At 68.6% G+C, this 14,912-nt stretch carries 13 protein-coding genes and 2 pseudogenes; 2 read left to right on the forward strand and 13 right to left on the reverse strand.

Translation table 11 applies throughout. The annotated features are described in order from the left end of the window. Positions 1 to 62: 62 nt before the first annotated feature. The 10 genes and pseudogenes from A0O31_RS06195 to A0O31_RS06240 form a co-directional block, all read right to left on the reverse strand. A complete protein-coding gene (locus A0O31_RS06195; protein WP_071677118.1) occupies positions 63 to 2,825 on the reverse strand; it encodes a hypothetical protein in 2,763 nt (920 codons plus the stop codon). Positions 2,826 to 2,910: 85 nt separating this feature from the next. Beyond that, positions 2,911 to 4,227: an isocitrate lyase gene (aceA, locus tag A0O31_RS06200; protein WP_071677119.1), complete on the reverse strand. Its 1,317-nt coding sequence runs from the start codon at positions 4,225 to 4,227 to the stop codon at positions 2,911 to 2,913. Positions 4,228 to 4,334: 107 nt separating this feature from the next. Continuing rightward, positions 4,335 to 5,665, reverse strand: a pseudogene (locus A0O31_RS06205) (FAD-dependent oxidoreductase). Between the two features lie 43 nt (positions 5,666 to 5,708). Then, on the reverse strand, positions 5,709 to 6,389 hold the full coding sequence (locus A0O31_RS06210; protein WP_071677120.1) for an ABC transporter ATP-binding protein: 681 nt from the start codon (positions 6,387 to 6,389) through the stop codon (positions 5,709 to 5,711). Next, entirely contained in the window at positions 6,389 to 7,528 is a 1,140-nt protein-coding gene (locus A0O31_RS06215) for an ABC transporter permease (RefSeq protein ID WP_071677121.1), read from the reverse strand. Before A0O31_RS06215 ends, A0O31_RS06210 begins: the two co-directional genes overlap by 1 nt. Positions 7,529 to 7,572: 44 nt before the next feature. Next, positions 7,573 to 7,845 carry an NIPSNAP family protein gene (locus A0O31_RS06220; RefSeq protein WP_071677122.1) on the reverse strand — a complete coding sequence of 91 codons (273 nt, stop codon included), beginning with the start codon at positions 7,843 to 7,845 and terminating at the stop codon, positions 7,573 to 7,575. 9 nt (positions 7,846 to 7,854) lie between these two features. Next, positions 7,855 to 9,204 (reverse strand): FAD-binding oxidoreductase, encoded by a 1,350-nt coding sequence (locus tag A0O31_RS06225; protein ID WP_071677123.1) that lies wholly within the window; start codon positions 9,202 to 9,204, stop codon positions 7,855 to 7,857. Between the two features lie 9 nt (positions 9,205 to 9,213). Beyond that, the gene (locus A0O31_RS06230) at positions 9,214 to 10,458 is read right to left on the reverse strand and encodes an MFS transporter (protein ID WP_071677124.1); all 1,245 of its coding nucleotides are present in this window, start codon (positions 10,456 to 10,458) and stop codon (positions 9,214 to 9,216) included. Next, positions 10,459 to 11,417: pseudogene (locus A0O31_RS06235) on the reverse strand (aldo/keto reductase family protein). It lies immediately after the preceding gene. Positions 11,418 to 11,461: 44 nt separating this feature from the next. Further along, entirely contained in the window at positions 11,462 to 11,671 is a 210-nt protein-coding gene (locus tag A0O31_RS06240; RefSeq protein ID WP_071677125.1) for a CDGSH iron-sulfur domain-containing protein, read from the reverse strand. 52 nt (positions 11,672 to 11,723) lie between these two features. On the opposite strand from A0O31_RS06240, the gene hemQ reads away from it, so the two are divergent. After that, the gene (hemQ, locus tag A0O31_RS06245; RefSeq protein WP_071677126.1) at positions 11,724 to 12,476 is read left to right on the forward strand and encodes a hydrogen peroxide-dependent heme synthase; all 753 of its coding nucleotides are present in this window, start codon (positions 11,724 to 11,726) and stop codon (positions 12,474 to 12,476) included. Further along, entirely contained in the window at positions 12,477 to 12,962 is a 486-nt protein-coding gene (locus A0O31_RS06250) for a chlorite dismutase family protein (protein WP_071677127.1), read from the forward strand. On the opposite strand, the gene A0O31_RS06255 is transcribed toward A0O31_RS06250, so the two are convergent. From A0O31_RS06255 to A0O31_RS06265, 3 genes are read right to left on the reverse strand one after another with little or no spacing between them, the layout of a single operon-like run. Further along, a complete protein-coding gene (locus A0O31_RS06255) occupies positions 12,957 to 13,571 on the reverse strand; it encodes a PepSY-associated TM helix domain-containing protein (RefSeq protein ID WP_071677128.1) in 615 nt (204 codons plus the stop codon). The genes A0O31_RS06250 and A0O31_RS06255 overlap by 6 nt on opposite strands. Next, complete coding sequence (locus A0O31_RS06260; RefSeq protein ID WP_071677129.1) at positions 13,549 to 14,088, reverse strand: DUF2271 domain-containing protein; 540 nt, start codon at positions 14,086 to 14,088, stop codon at positions 13,549 to 13,551. Before A0O31_RS06260 ends, A0O31_RS06255 begins: the two co-directional genes overlap by 23 nt. Then, a complete protein-coding gene (locus tag A0O31_RS06265) occupies positions 14,069 to 14,854 on the reverse strand; it encodes an FAD:protein FMN transferase (protein ID WP_071677130.1) in 786 nt (261 codons plus the stop codon). Before A0O31_RS06265 ends, A0O31_RS06260 begins: the two co-directional genes overlap by 20 nt. Positions 14,855 to 14,912 lie beyond the last annotated feature (58 nt).

Genomic DNA, 14,912 nt, shown 5'->3' on the forward strand with positions numbered 1-14,912 from the left:
ACCCTTACTGCGACCCGTTCGCAGTAAGAGTATAGCCCCTTCGCCTCCAAAAGTATAGTGAATTAGTCGGGATTTGCCAGGTGGAAGCCCAGGGCCTCGGGCAGGGCCCAGGGGCCTGGGGACAGGCGGGCCTCCAACTCCGGGCAGAAGCGGCCCAGGGCGCGGCCTAGCTGGAAGCGGAAGGGCTCGGGTAGCCGCCCCTGGCGGACCTCTTCCAGCTTCTGCCAGGCCGCCTCCTTTTCCCCCAAGCCCAGGAGGGCCAGGACCTCCACCGCCCGGGCCTGGGCCAAAAGGCCGGGGTCCTCCAAGGGGGGAAGGGCCACGATCTGGGCCAGGGCCTCCCCATAGCCCCCGCCCCGGGCCAAGGCCTCGGCGTAGCCCAGGCGGGCCTGGGCGCGGAGGTAGGGGTTTTCCAGGGCTAAGAAGGGCTTGAGTAGGGGAGCGCCTTCCTCAGGAGGAAGGAGAAGGGCCAGGAGGCTTGCCGTGTCCAGGCGCAGGGCGGTGTAGCGGTCCGTGGCCTCCTCGGGGATTTCCTGAAGGAGGTCCTTTAGGAGCCGCAAGGCGGTGGGGGCGGAAAGCCCCCCTAGGAAAGGTGCCCGGTAGGGTTGGCCCGCTTCCAGGAGGAGGTAGGCTGCCCCCAGGCGGAAAAGGGTGCGCAGGTGCCGGTAGCGGGCCTCCTTGGGCCTTTCCCGGGTGGTGCGGAAGTAGGCTTCGGCCCGCCTGAGGTAGCCCAGGGCCTCAAAGGCCCGGCCCCGGGCGGCCTCGAGGATCCCCGCCTCGCTTTCCACCCGGGCCCGGGTGAAGGGGTCCTCCGCCTCCGCCAGGGCTTTTTGGATGACGGCCTCGGCCTCGCCGTAGCGGCCGAGGCGCCGCAGGAGGGTAGCGTAACGGGCCCGCACCCGGGCCACCTCGTCCTTGGGGGCTCCCGCCTCCTCCAAAAGCCGAAGCCCTTCCCCCATGCGGGCCTCCGCCTCGAGGCGGCCCAAGCGCATGAGGAGGTCCCCCATCTGGTACCGGGCCCGGCCCAGGAGAAGGGGGTCGTGCCCCACCTGGGCCAAGGCGGCCAGGGCCTCCTCGTAGCGGCCCAGGTCCTTGGCCACCAGGCCCCGCCAGAGCTGCACCCGGTCCCGGAGAAAGGGGGCCACGGGCAAGGCCTCCGCCTCCTCCACGAGCACGGCCGCCCTTTCGTAATCCCCTTTCCAGCGCTCCACCGCCGCCATCACCAAAAGGCCCTCCGCCTGGGCGGTTTCGTCCAGGTGGAGGAGATCCTCCTTGGGCGGAAGAAGCTCCTCCGCCTCCCGGTAAAGGGCGGCGTCCGCCTTGGCCTCCGCTCCCTTGATGCGGGCCCAGGTGCGCAGGGTGGGGTTGTCCGCCTGGGAGAGGACCCTGAGGGCCTCTTCCGCCTCGGGGTGGGCGTACTGGCCTAGGACCGCCCGGTAGCGCACCACCACCGCCGCCAGGGCTTCCAGGTCCTCCTTGGGCCAGGTTTGGGCCTCCTGCCAGAGGCCCGGGAGGAGGGCGAGGCGGGCGGGATCCTCTTGAAGCAAGTCCAAAAGTATCCGGCGCTCCCCTGCCTTGTGGGCGTGGTAGAGCTTCCGGAAGAGGTTTTCCTTGGGAAAATATCCCAAGGCCAGGCGGTGGAGTTCCTTGGGCGCCTCCTCGGGGAGGAGGGTGCGCAAGGAGGGGCGCACCAGCCCTTCCCCCACCCAGTCCAAAAGGGCCCGTTCCGCCTGGGAAAGCCTTTCCAAGGGGCGGCCCAGGGCCCTTTCCAGGAGCTCTAAGGGGAAGGCGGGGTCGGCCTCGGGGCTGAAGGCGGCGAGGGCCTGGAGGAGGGGCCTTAGGGTGGGGTCGTCGTGGATGGGCGTCTTGGGGTCGTGTTTGGCCGCCTCTAAGAGGACGAGCCGGGAAAGCTCCCCGAAGTTCCGGCCCGCCTGGTTTACCAGGGCCTCGAGGCGCTCCGGGGGCAGGTGGGGAAGCCTCTCCCGCACGAAGCGCCTGGCTTCCTCCCGGCTCGGGGGGGAAAGGGGCTGGTAGGGGAGGGTGGGGGGCGGCTCGGAAAGGGCGGCCAGGTAGGGGATCTGCAGGGCTTTGAGGAAAGGTTCCAGCCAAGCCCCCAGGCTCCGCTTGCTCCCGTCTGGGCCCCTTAGGGGGAGGCCCTCTAGGGTGCCTTCGGCCTCGGCCCGCAACAAAAGCGGGCGGCCCTTCCCGTTTAAGGCCCGCGCCAGGAGGGTCAGGACCTCTTGGGCCAAGGCCCCTTGGAGGATGTAGGGCTGGGTGGGGGAAAGCTGGGCCAAAAGCCCCCGCACCTCCTCTCCTACCCCTAGGTTTTCCGCCAAGGGCACCAGGGCCTGGGCCAGCTCGCCCCCCAGGTTGAGGAGCACGGGCTCCCGGCCTGGCAGGGCGGAAAGGGCCCGGGCCAGGGCGGAGAGGAGCACCCCCTTGCCCGTGGCCGGCCCCCCCACCACCACCATCTGCGGCCTGCCTCCCGCCTCCAGCTCCTTGAGGAAGCGGCGGAAGATGCGCCGCTTGTCCCGGCCCAGGGCCTTGCGGGCGCTTTCCAAAAAGAGCTCCGCCGGCGGGGGTGGAGGGGTTAGGCCCGCTTCCCGGTAGAGGTCGGCGATGACCCCGTAGAGGCGCTCCTTCTCCTCGGGGCTTCCCAGGTCCTTGTAGAGGATGTTGCGCACGGTACCGGCGCGGCCGCCCCGTTCGCTCATGAGGGCTTCCAGCCAGCGCAAGGAACCCCGCTTGCCCCGGTGGTCCCGGCCCCGAAGGTGGGGCCTCAGTTCCTCCAGGTAGCGGAGCCAGAGTGTAGGCGCTTCGGCCATAGTGTCTACACTATCTTAACTTGGTGTCTTTGTTTTCTACAAGCAAAAGCCGCCCCACCAAGGGGGCGGCTGGGGGAAGGCCTCTTCAGTGGACCGGCTCGTTGAACTGGGCCTCCTCCGTGGAGCCCTTGAGGGCCAGGGTGGAGGCCTGCCCCTGGGTCAGGGCCAGGACCACCTCGTCAAAGTAGCCGGCCCCCACCTCCCGCTGGTGCTTCACGGCGGTGAAGCCTTGGGCCTGGGCCAGGAACTCCTTCTGCTGGAGCTCCACGAAGGCGGGCATGCCCCGGGCCTTGTACCCCTTGGCCAGCTCCCAGGTGTAGTAGTTCACGGTGTGCCAGCCGGCCAGGGTGATGAACTGGAACTTGTACCCCATCTCCCCCAGTTCCCGGTTGAACTTGGCGATGGTCTCGTCGTCCAGGAACTTCTTCCAGTTGAAGGAGGGGGAGAGGTTGTAGGCGAGGAGCTTGTCGGGGAACTCCCGCTTCACCGCTTCGGCGAACCTGCGGGCCTCTTCCAGGTCGGGCTTGGAGGTCTCCATCCAGATGACGTCGGCGTAGGGGGCGTAGGCCAGCGCCCGGGCGATGCCCGCTTCAATCCCGTTTTTCACGCGGTAGAAGCCCTCGGGGGTGCGCTCGTCCGTGAGGATAAAGGGCCGGTCCCGCTCGTCAATGTCGCTGGTGATGAGGGTGGCGGCCTCGGCGTCGGTGCGGGCGATGATCACCGTGGGCACCCCCATGACGTCCGCCGCCAGGCGGGCCGCCTGCAGGGTGCGGATGTGCTGGGAGGTGGGCACCAGGACCTTGCCCCCCAGGTGGCCGCACTTCTTTTCCGAGGCCAGCTGGTCCTCGTAGTGGATGCCGGCAGCCCCCGCCTCAATCATGGCCTTGGTGAGCTCAAAGACGTTGAGGGCGCCGCCAAAGCCGGCCTCGGCGTCGGCCACGATGGGCACGTACCAGTCCCGGGTCACCTTGCCCTCGGAGCGCTCAATCTGGTCGGCCCGCATGAGGGCGTTGTTGATGCGCTTCACGATTTGGGGCACGGAGTTGTAGGGGTAGAGGGACTGGTCGGGGTAGGTCTGCCAGGCCAGGTTGGCGTCCGCCGCTACCTGCCAGCCGGAGAGGTAGATGGCCTCGAGGCCCGCCCGCACCATCTGCACCGCCATGGCCCCGGTGTAGGCGCCGAAGGTGTGCACGTAAGGGCGCTCGTGGAGGAGCCGCCAGAGCTTTTCCGCTCCCCGCTTGGCCAGGGTGTACTCTATGGGGATACTGGGCCTAAGGCGCACCACGTCCTCGGGGCGGTAGTCCCGCTTCACGCCCTTCCACCGAGGGTTCGTCTCCCACTCCCGCCGGAGGGCCTCCGCCTCTTCCCGCATCTCGGGGGTCAGCATGCTGAGGGGTTCCACGCTTCCACCTCCAAGGGCCAGTCTGGAGCCTGGAGGCGTTTCGGTGTAGTGTGTAAGGCCTGGAGGCCCACACGGGGCTTTGGTGTGAGCCGCCCTTTTCTACACCGCTAGCGGGCCTGCTGGGCGGCGATGAGGAGGGGGTCCCAGACGGGGCTATAGGGCGGGGCGTAGGCCAGGTCCAGGGCCAGGAGGTCCTCCAGGGTGCCCCTGCGGTGGAGGAGGGCGGCGAGGACGTCCACCCGTAGCGCCCCGTGGCCGTGGGCCACCACCGCCCCGCCAAGGAGCCGGTCCGTGCCCTCCTCGTAGACCAGCTCCACCCAAAGGGGGGCACTTCCCGGGTAGTAGTGGGCCCCGTCCCGGCTTTGGATGAAGGCCTTTTTGGCCCGGTATCCCTCCCTTAGGGCAGCTTCCCAGGAAAGCCCGGTGGTGGCCACCGCCAGACGGAAGGCTTTGAAGATGGCCGTGCCCACCACCCCGTGGAAGCGGGCCTCCTTGCCGGCGATGACGCTGCCCGCCGTGCGGCCATGCTTGTTGGCCACATCCCCCAAGGGGAGCCAGTAGGGGCGCCCAAGCACCCGGTGGAAGCTTTCCGCCACGTCCCCGGCGGCGAAAACCCCTTCCAGGTTGGTGCGCATCCTTTCGTCGGTGGCGATGGCCCCCGTGGGCCCGAGGGCCACCCCCATGGCCTGGGCCAGTTCGGTGTTGGGCCTTACCCCCGTGGCGATGAGGACCAGGTCCGCCGGCACCACCCCCTCGGAGGTCTCCACCGCCTCCACCCGGCCCGAGCCCCTCAGGGCCAGGACCCGCACCCCGGTCCAGACCTCCACCCCGTGGCGTTCCAGCTCCCCCCTTAGAAGGGTCCCTACCTCCTCGTCCCAGTGGGGCAAGGGGCGGTCCTTGGCCTCCAGGAGGGTGACCTCGAGGCCCCGTTTGCGGAAAGCCTCCGCCACCTCCAGCCCGATGTACCCCGCCCCCAGGATGGCGGCCCGCCGGGCCCCCTCCAGGGCCCTGAGGAGCCTTTCCCCGTCTTCCATGCTCCGTAGGGTGTAGACCCCCGCCTGTTCCGTCCCCGGGATGGGGGGAGGGTGGGCCTCGCCCCCGTGGCCAGGACCAGGTAATCGTAGCGGTCCTGGAAGGTGCGCCCTTCCCCGTGGTCAAACACCGTGAGGACCCGCTCTTCCGGGTTGATGTCCACCACCTCGTGGTGGGGGTGGACCCCAATGCCCTGCTTGCGGAACTCCTCCGGGGTGCGGGCGATGAGCCGTTCTAGGCTAGGGATTTCCCCGGAGAGCACGTAGGGCAGGCCGCAGGCCCCGTAGGAGACGAAGCCGGATTTTTCGTAGACCACCACCTCGAGGTCCGGGTTTTCCCGCTTGGCCTTGGCGGCGGCGGAAGCACCCCCCGCCACCCCGCCCACCACCACCATGCGCTTGCCCATGGGGGGTATTTTGCCACAAGGGCCCTAGGCCAAGTGTCCCGGTCTAGGGCGCCTTCTCGGGTACCTCTTCCCGCCAAAGCCTGCCCCCCTTCAGGTGGAGGATCCGCTCTGCCCGGGCGGCGAGCTCCAGGTCGTGGGTCACCAGGATTAGGGTGCGGGCCTGCCCCGCCTGGAAGAGGAGGGCTGCCACCTCCTCCTTGGCCTCGGCGTCCAGGTTGCCCGTGGGCTCGTCGGCGAAGAGGATGGGGGGGTCCAGGGCCAGGGCCCGGGCCAGGGCCACCCTCTGCTGCTCCCCCCCGGAGAGGCGGCTTGGCAGGTGGTGGGACCGCTCCCCAAGCCCCACCTTCTCCAGAAGCTCCAGGGCCCGGGCCCGCCTCCTTGCGGGGGGCCAGCCTGCCAGGAGGAGGGGAAAGGCCACGTTTTCCCAGGCGGTGAGGGTGGGGATGAGGTTCCACTGCTGGAAGACGAAACCCATGTGCTTGAGGCGCATGCCCGCCCGCTCGTCCTCGGAGAGGCGGTGGAGGGGGGTTTCCCCCAGGTAGACCCCGCCCTCCGTGGGCAGGTCCAGCCCGGCGAGGAGGTTTAAAAGGGTGGTCTTGCCGCTTCCCGAGGGCCCCACCACCGCCGTGGCCCCAGGGGGAAAGGCGTAGGTGAAACCCTGGAGGCCCACCACCTCCTTCTCCCCTTGCTGGTAGCGCTTGGTCAGGTTCTCGGCCCTCAGCATCACACCCTCCCCAGGGCTTCCACCACGGGGATGCGGCTTGCGTGGTGGGCGGGCAGAAGCCCGGCCAAAAGCCCCAAGCCCAAGGCCACCAGGAGGGCGAAGAGGGAGAGCCTGGGCGTCACGGCGGAAAGGGCGAGGCCCACCTCGCTTAGGGTGTAGAGGTTGATGGCCTGGGAAACCATACCCCCCAGGGCGAGCCCCCCTATGCCCCCTAGGAGGGCCAGGAGGAGGGCTTCCAGGACCACCAAACGGAAGATAAAGCCCCGTTTGGCCCCCAGGGCCCGCATGACCCCAAACTCCCGGGTGCGCTCGTAGACGGACATCATCACCGTGTTGGCCACCAGGAGGCCGCCCACCACCAGGGCCACCAGGCTGATGCCAAAGCGCACCAGGTCGCTGATCCTGAGGGCCCGCTCGGCGAAGCGCATCACCTCGCCCGTGGTCTGGGCTTTGAGGCCGGGCACCGCCCGCTCCAGCGCCCGGGCTACCTCCTCCGCCCTCTGCCCCGGGCGCAGGGCCACGAGGAGGGCGCCCACGTTTTCCGTGCCCAAGACGGCCTGGAGGGCAGCGAGAGGGGCGAAGATGAGGTTATCCGCTAGCCCTCCGCTCTCCTCCAGAATGCCCTCCACCCTAAGCGTCACCTTGGGGGAGAGGCGCAAGGGGCTTCCCAGGCTAAGCCCGGCCCGTTTGGCCAGCTTGGCCCCCACCACGGCCCCCCCTTCCGAGGGGGTGAGCCGGCCCTCCTTGGCCTTTAGCCCCGGGTACAGGCGGTCGGGGCCCACCCCTTGGGGAAGGCCTTGGAAGAAGAAGCTCGTCTGGGGGTCAAACCCTCCGCGGACGAGGAAAAGGGTGGGCACCACCTCCGCCCCTAGGGCCTTGGCCGCCCTTTCCAGGGCTTGGACCTGGGCGGGGGTGATTTCCGGGTAGGTGCTAAAGCTAAGGCCCTCGGCCCCTTCCGGCACCACCTGGATGGCGGGGCCTACCCGGGAAAGCTCTTGGAAAAGAGAGCGCCTTAAGCCTTCGCCAAAGGAGAGGAAGAGGACCATGCTGGCGGTGGCGATGAGGACCCCAAGCAAGGTGAGGAGGCTCCGCACGGGGCGGGAGAGGAGGTTGCGCAGGACCAGGTGAAAGACTTCCATCCCCCTAAGCCTACCCAAGGGAGGCGAGAGGGGGGTGGCGGGGGCTACAGGAGGCGTTCCACGAACTGGGTTTCCACTTCCTCCAGGAAGGCCTGGGGGTTCACCTTCTGCCTCTCGGGGTGGCTGTAGTAGGCCTCCTCCGCTTGGGCAAAGTTCTCGTGGGCCACAAACCAGAGGAAGTCCCGCTCGGAAAGCCAGTAGGCCCCAAGGATTTCAAAGCCCAAGGCCTGGCGCAAGGGGACGATGGTCTCTAGAAAGACCTTTTGGAAGGCTTCCTTGGCCCCCTCTTTTAGGCGGTAGCGGCGCATCTGGACCATAGGGGAAGTCTAAACCACCTTGCCCGGGTTCAGGAGGCCCTGGGGGTCCAAGAGGGCCTTGAGCTTTCGCATCCAGTCCAGGGCGGGGCCGTGCTCTAGGGGGAGGTACTTCCGCTTCCGCAGGCCCACCCCGTGCTCGGCGGTGCAGGTGCCCCCCAGTTCCAGGGCTTTATGCACCAGCCTTTCCGCATAGGCCTCCGCCTTGCCGTAGTCCTCGGGGAGCACGGGGACCAGAGTGTGGAAGTTCCCGTCCCCCACATGGCCCAGGATGTTCCCGACAAGGCCCATTTCCTCCAGGAGCCCCTGGGCGAAGCGCACCATCTCGGGAAGGCGGGAGAGGGGGACGGCGGTGTCGGTGATCATGAAGCGGTGGCCGGGAAAGAGGTGGACCAGGGCCCAGTAGGCCTGGTGGCGGGCCTCCCACTGCTTCTTCCGCTCCTCCTCCGTCTTGGCGGCCTCCACCTCCAGGGCCCCGGCCTCCTCCATGAGGCTTAGGGCCAGGGCGCTTTCCGCCTCGAGGGCCTCCTTGGTGGAGGAGTGGAACTCCACAAAGAGGGCCGGGCGTTCGGGGAAGCCCGCCCCCAGGTACCGGTTGAGCGCCCTTAAGGCGAGCTCGTCCAAAAGCTCCAACCGGGCCACGGGGAGGCCCGTGGCCATCACCCGGTAGCTGGCCTCCGCCGCCTCCTCCACCCCGGGGAAGAAGACCCTTAGGGTGTGCACGTGCTCGGGCAGGGGGTGGAGGCGCAGGGTCAGGCGGGTGATGACCCCCAAGGTCCCCTCGGAGCCGATGAAGAGGTCCTTTAGGTCGTAGCCGGCGCTCGTCTTGCGCACCCCCCGCCCGAGCTCCAGGACCTCGCCGCTCGCCAGGACCACCTGGAGGGCCAGGACGTTGGCCCGCATCCCCCCGTAGCGCACCGTGGTGGTGCCGCTGGCGTTGGTGGCGGCCATCCCCCCCAGGGTGGCGTCGGCCCCGGGGTCCACGGGGAAGAAGAGGCCCGTGCCCTTGAGGGCCTCGTTCAGGGCCTTGCGGGTGAGGCCGGGCTCCACCACGGCCAGGAAGTCCTCGAGCCGGACCTCGAGGACCCGGTTCATCCGGGACAGGTCCAGGCTGATGGCCTCGCCCACGGGGAGAAGCGCCCCTTCCAGGCTCGTCCCCGCCCCGAAGGGGATGACCGCCACCCCCGTTTCCCGGGCCCAGGCGAGGGCTTTTTGCACGTCCTCTACCCCTTCCGGGTAGACCACGGCCAGGACCTCCCCTTCCCCCGGGTAGCCCTCGTCCTTGCCGTGGCGCCGCCTCTCCGAGGGGGAGGTGTCCACCTTGCCGGGCAGGAGGCGCTTTAGGGCTTCCAGCCTGTCCATGGGGAAAGTTTAGTCCGCCTTGGCGTCGGGGAGGAGGGTTTCCGCCTCCCGCACCGCTCGGAAAAGGTAGCCCGAAAGCCCCCAGAAGACCCCAAGCCCTCCGAAGAGGAGGAGCATCAGGGCGATCCCCTCCCCCTGCCCCCAGCGGGGCCCGAAGACCCGGTCGGCCAGGGGCCCGGAAAGGAGCATGGCCAAGGGGGTGGCCAACCAGGCGATCATGCGCCGGGCGGCGAAGACCTTGCCCTGGACCTCAAGGGGCACCTTGGCTTGCCAGATGGCCTGGTTGGAGCCGTTGAGGAGAGGGATAAAAAACGCCTCCAGGAAGGCCAGGGCCGCCCAGGCCCAAGGCCCCTCCACCGCCCCCATGAGGGCCAGGGCCAGGCTGGAGAAGGCCATGCCCAGGAAGACCCCGTGGACGCGCCGCTTGGGGCCGCCCCAGAGGGAGAGGAAAAGCCCTCCCGCCACCCCGCCCAGGCCCGAGGCGGAGCGCACCAGGGCCAGGGCGCTCTCGGAAAGCCCCGTTTTGGCCAGGACCATGGCGGGCATTACCGTGGCCGCCAGGGTGGTGAGGAAGTTGACGCCGAAGAACATGAGCTGGAGGCCGAGGAGGGGCGGCCTTTGCAGGATGAAGCGGAAGCCAAAGAGGGCCTCTCCCAGGAGGGAGGTCTTTTCCTGGGCCTGGGGTTTGGGGTTGGGGATGGGCACGAGGAGGAGGGTGGCCACCGCCGTGGCGGTGCCCAGAAGGTCCAAGGCGAAGATGCCCTGGAGGCCCAGGGGCTTGAGGAGGGCCGCCGCCAGGACCGGGGCCCCCACCCCGGCCAGGGACTCCGCCAGGCTCATCATGCCGCTGGCCCGGGCGTAGTCCTTCTTGTCCAACAGGGCGGAAAGGGCGGCGGAGAGGGCGGGCCAGTGCAGGCTGGATAGGGCCCCGGTGAAGGCGGAGGCCAGGTAAAGGTGCCAGACCTCGAGGCGGCCCAGAAGGGCTAGGAGGAGGAGAGCCCCCGTGGCCACCCCCCCCGCCAGGTCCGAGGCCAGCATGGCCCATTTCCGGGGATACCGGTCCACCAGGGCCCCCGCCAGGGGGGAGAGGAGGATGAGGGGCAGGAAGTGGAAGAAGCCCAAGAGGGAGAGCGTGGTGGCGAGGCCCGTCTTCTGGTAGGCGAAAAGGGTGAGGGCGAACCAGGTCATCTCCCGGCCCACCAAGGCCAGGGCCTGGCCCGCCCAGAGGAGGCGGAAGGCGGCGAAGCCCGCCATCTAAGCCTCGCCCTTCAGGATGGCCTCTATCCGCTCCAAGGCCTCTTGGGGCAGGTCCACCCCGGCCGCCCCCAGGCTTTCTCGGATCTGCTCGGGCCGGGTAGCCCCGGTGATGGCGCTGGAGATGCCGGGAAGCCGGAGCACCCAGGCCAGGGCCAGCTGGGTACGGGTGAGGCCGAGCTCTTCCGCCACGGCCTTGAGCTTCAGCACCTTCTTGCGGTTCTCCTCCGTCAGGTAGCGTTCCCGGAACTGGTCGTAGCGGGCGAAGCGGCTACCCTCGGGAATGCCCTCGTCGTACTTGCCCGTGAGCATCCCCTGGGCCAAGGGGCTCCAAACCACCAGGCCCAGGCCAAACCGCTCGGCCTCGGGCAGAATCTCGCCTTCCACCCGCTCCCGGTAGAGCATGGAGTACTGGGGCTGTTCCACGATGGGCGGGTGGAGGCCGTTTTCCTTGGCGAAAGCCACCGCCTCGGCGATGCGGGCTGCGGGCCACTCGGAGGTGCCCCAGTAGAGGGCGTAGCCCTTCTCCACGATGGTGTGCATGGCGTAGACGATCTCCTCCATGGGCACCTCGGGGTCGTAGCGGTGGGCGAAGAAGAGGTCCATGTAGTCGGTCTTCAGCCGCTTGAGGCTTTTGGTGATGCTCTCCAGGAGGTGCTTGCGGCTTAGGCCGCGGTCGTTGGGGTCCTCGGACATGGGCCAGTAGGCCTTGGTGGAGAGGACCAGGGTGTGCCGGGGGAACTCCTGGAGCACCTCCCCATGATCTCCTCCGCCAGGCCCCGGGCGTAGACGTCGGCGTTGTCAAAGAAGTTTACCCCGCCTTCATAGGCGATTTTCACAATCTCCCGGATCGTCTCCTTGTCCTTGACCACGTCCCCGAAGGTCACCCAAGCCCCCAGGGAGATCTCGGACACCTTCAGGCCCCACTTGCCCAGTTTCCGGTAGCGCATCTCGCCCATGGCAAGAGGCAGTCTACCCCTTGCCCCCGCGGTTGACCAGCGGGTCAGTCCCCTTCCACCTCCAGGACCCCGCCTTCCGCCTGGAAGCCGATCCGCTTGTGGGTGCCGTCGCAGAAGGGCTTGTTGGCCGAGCCCCCGCAGCGGCAGAGGAAGATCCGGGGCTTTTCCAAAACCTCTTCCTTCTCCCCCAGGCGTATCCGGAAGCGGGCCCCCTCGAGGCGGATGGGCCCGTTTTCCAGAAACTCCAGCCGCATGCCTCCATGCTACCCGAGGTTTCCCGAGGCCAGCGTGGGTATAGTGGGAGGCATGGAAGGCCACGTACCCGAGCCCACCTTTACCCTCGAGGGCTGGCACGTCCTGCACGATTTCCGCCACCTGGACTTTGGGGCCTGGCTGGGCGCACCCCAGGAGGAGCGGCTCGCCGCCTGGGAGGAGCTAAAGGCCATCCTCGCCGAGTGGAGGGCGGTGGAGGCCGAGGGGAAGGGCAGTTACGGCGTCTACCAGGTGGTGACCGCCAAGGCGGACCTCCTTTTCCTAAACCTAAGGGAGAGCCTGGACGCCCTTTTGGCCGTGGAGGAACGCTTAAACAAAAGCCGCTTTGCCCGCTACCTCCGCCCCGCCTACGGCTTTTACTCCGTGGTGGAGCTGGGGAGCCAGACCGGCCCCCTGGACCCCGAGGCCCCCTACGTCAAGCCCCGCCTCACCCCTAGGGTGCCCAAGGGGGGCTACGTCTGCTTCTACCCCATGAACAAGCGCCGCCAGGGGCAGGACAACTGGTACATGCTCCCCGCCCGGGAAAGGGCTTCCCTCATGAAGGCCCACGGGGAGACGGGGAGGAAGTACCAGGGGAAGGTGATGCAGGTGATCAGCGGGGCCCAGGGCTTGGACGACTGGGAGTGGGGCGTGGACCTCTTCAGCGAGGACCCCATCCAGTTCAAGAAGATCGTCTACGAGATGCGCTTTGACGAGGTTTCCGCCCGCTTTGGCGAGTTCGGGCCCTTCTACGTGGGCAGGTACCTCCCGGAGGAGGCCCTCGCCCGCTACCTGGAGGTGGGCTAGATGGTATGGGGCTTCGCCCTCTTCCGCCTCCTCCCCGAGTTCCGCCGCCTGGAGGCGGAGCACCAGGAGCACCTCAAGGAGGAGTTCGCCGCCCTGCTCGCCCGCTGGCAGGAGCGGGAGGGGTTTTTGGCCGTGTATAGCCTGGTAGGGCTGGCGGCGGAGGCGGACCTCCTCCTCTGGCAGGGGGCGGAAAGCCCCAAGGCCCTCCAGGCCTTCCGCCGCGAGGCCAACCGCACCCGCTTCCTGGGCTATTTGGAGCCCACGGGGCTCTACCTGGACCGGGGGGAAGGGCTGCCCCAAGGGGAGGCCTTGGCCCTCTTTCCCTATGGCCTCGAGGCCGCCCTTCCCGAGGGGCTTCGGGTTTTGCGGGGAGAGAACCTCCTGGCCCTGGAAGGCCCCTTGGAAGCCCTTTTGTCCTTGGTTTTGAGGGAAGGGGGGTACCTGGGCGTGCGCCGTACCCCCAGGGAGGCCTTGGACGAGCTATAGGGCCGCCCAAAGGGCCAGGCCCCCAAAGAGGAGGAGGCCCAAAAGGAGGGTGAGGAGGGCCGCCTTCCGGGTCTTGCGGAAGAAAAGGCTCAGGAGAAGGCCGGTCAGGCTCACCAGGGCCAGGAAGAGGGCGGAAAGGTCCAGGACCCACCGCCAGGCCCCCGGGGTGTCCCGCCCCTTGTGGAGGTCGTTTAGAGCCGCCACCAGGCCGGCTTCCGTGACGCTTAGGGTGTAGGCGCCGGTCTTCAGGTCCACCTGGGCATCGGCCCCGTAGCCGGGGGCCCGGAAGGAAAGCCAGGCCATCCCCCCGCTTTCCCCGTGGTCCGCCACCCGCCCCCTAAGCCCCAAGGCCCTCAGGTCCTCGGCCAAAAGGAGCCAGTCCACGCCTTCCCCTTGGAGGTAGGGGGCGTGGGGGAGGGTGCCGGAAGCCTTTTGCACCCGCCCTTCCCCGAACCACTCGGGGTGGTTCAGGGTGAGGCCGGTCACGGCGAAGAAGAGGATGGAGAGGAAGGCCAGGAGGGAAAGGTAGAGGTGGAGGGTCCGGGCCCAGGCGTAAAGCCGGGCCCGTAAGGGGTTCGCCCCGCTTCTAGGCCTTCCGGCCGTAGTCAAGGCGCACCTCCCTCAGTTCCCCGTTGAGGGGGTAGGTTTGCTGGAAAGGCTTGTCGGCGAGCTCCACCTTCTCCCGGAAAAGCTCGTAGGGCCCGTGCTCCCGGGCGTACTCCACGCAGATGGAGTAGGTTCCCTGGGCCACGGTGCGGCCCCCCTCGTCCTTCCCGTCCCAGGCCAGGGTGTAGCGCCCCGGGGGACGGGTGGGGCCGGAGAGGGTGCGCATGCGGGCGGGGTCGCCCAGGGCAAAGTAGCGCCGAAGCTCGTTCCACCACCTCTCCCCCTTGCCGGGCATCAGGAAAAGCCCCAGGGTGCGCACCAGGTGGCCCCGCTCGTCCTCCACGTACACCGCCACGTAGGGGGCGCGGTAGCGGAAGCCCCCGCCCTCGTAGGCGAAGCTCACCCGAAGCTCCATCCCTTGAGGCCAGGGCTTCCCCTGGGCCCGGACCATCCCTAAGGCCAAAACCCCACCCAAAACCCGCCTGAAAAAGCTCCTCCGGCTATAGTAGCGCTTGAGCATCCTTCCCTCCCTCTGGGCCGGTTACGGGGCCTTCCCCGGTGAGGAGCACCCCTCGGGCCTGGAAGCGGGCGAGGACCGGGAAAGCCTCCCGTCCCAGGACGAAAAGGGCCTTGGCAAGCCCGTCCGCCAGGCAAGCGGAGGGGGCCAGGACCGTGGCCTGGAGCCCGGAGGCGGGCCTCCCCGTGCGGGGGTCCAGGAGGTGGGCCCCCTTGTGGCGCACGCCGCTTGTGGCCACCCCGCCTTGGGCGAGGGGGAGGCGGAAAGCGGGCGGGGCGTTGTCGGGGCCTAAGGGGTCTTCCACCAGGACCACCGCTTCCCCTCTCCCCCGGCGGGCCAGGTCCCCGCCCAGGTTCACCAAGGCCGCCCGGGCCCCCGCTTTCAGGGCCGCCTCCGCCGCCTTGTCGGCGATGTAGCCCTTGGCGAGGCCGTCCAGGTCTAAGGGGGCGAGGACCTCCACCGCCTCGCCCAGGAAGCGCAGGGCCTCGCCCCCGTGGCGGGGGGCGGGGTGGAAGGCGCCCCCTGTGGCCTCTTGGAGATGGTGGGCCAGGAGGAGGACCTCCCGCATCTCGGGGCTGGGCCTGCCCCCGCCCTGGCGCACCAAAAGGGTGAGTTCGCTTTCCCGGTGGCGGCTGAAGATCCCTTCCAGGCGGCGCACCTCCCTGAGGATGGCCGTAAAGGCCCTTTCCCTAAGGAACCAGGGGGCTTCCAGTTGCACCTCTAAGAAGCTTCCCAAGACCCCTTCCCACCTGGCCCCGTACCGGCCCATGCCCTAAAGGGTAGGAGTGGGCGGTTAGGCGGGCGTTAACCTTCGGGGCCCGGCCTTG

The organism is Thermus brockianus, from assembly GCF_001880325.1.
Classification (GTDB): Bacteria; Deinococcota; Deinococci; order Deinococcales; family Thermaceae; genus Thermus; species Thermus brockianus.

What these genes read in the sequence shown, in the direction of transcription:
- A0O31_RS06260 (WP_071677129.1), bottom strand. Translation starts at nt 14,088, where the DNA reads ATGCTCAAGCGCTACTATAGCCGGAGGAGCTTTTTCAGGCGGGTTTTG.
- hemQ (WP_071677126.1), top strand. Translation starts at nt 11,724, where the DNA reads ATGGAAGGCCACGTACCCGAGCCCACCTTTACCCTCGAGGGCTGGCAC.
- A0O31_RS06230 (WP_071677124.1), bottom strand. Translation starts at nt 10,458, where the DNA reads ATGGCGGGCTTCGCCGCCTTCCGCCTCCTCTGGGCGGGCCAGGCCCTG.
- A0O31_RS06210 (WP_071677120.1), bottom strand. Translation starts at nt 6,389, where the DNA reads ATGCTGAGGGCCGAGAACCTGACCAAGCGCTACCAGCAAGGGGAGAAG.
- A0O31_RS06215 (WP_071677121.1), bottom strand. Translation starts at nt 7,528, where the DNA reads ATGGAAGTCTTTCACCTGGTCCTGCGCAACCTCCTCTCCCGCCCCGTG.
- A0O31_RS06265 (WP_071677130.1), bottom strand. Translation starts at nt 14,854, where the DNA reads ATGGGCCGGTACGGGGCCAGGTGGGAAGGGGTCTTGGGAAGCTTCTTA.
- A0O31_RS06250 (WP_071677127.1), top strand. Translation starts at nt 12,477, where the DNA reads ATGGTATGGGGCTTCGCCCTCTTCCGCCTCCTCCCCGAGTTCCGCCGC.
- A0O31_RS06220 (WP_071677122.1), bottom strand. Translation starts at nt 7,845, where the DNA reads ATGGTCCAGATGCGCCGCTACCGCCTAAAAGAGGGGGCCAAGGAAGCC.
- A0O31_RS06225 (WP_071677123.1), bottom strand. Translation starts at nt 9,204, where the DNA reads ATGGACAGGCTGGAAGCCCTAAAGCGCCTCCTGCCCGGCAAGGTGGAC.
- A0O31_RS06195 (WP_071677118.1), bottom strand. Translation starts at nt 2,825, where the DNA reads ATGGCCGAAGCGCCTACACTCTGGCTCCGCTACCTGGAGGAACTGAGG.
- A0O31_RS06240 (WP_071677125.1), bottom strand. Translation starts at nt 11,671, where the DNA reads ATGCGGCTGGAGTTTCTGGAAAACGGGCCCATCCGCCTCGAGGGGGCC.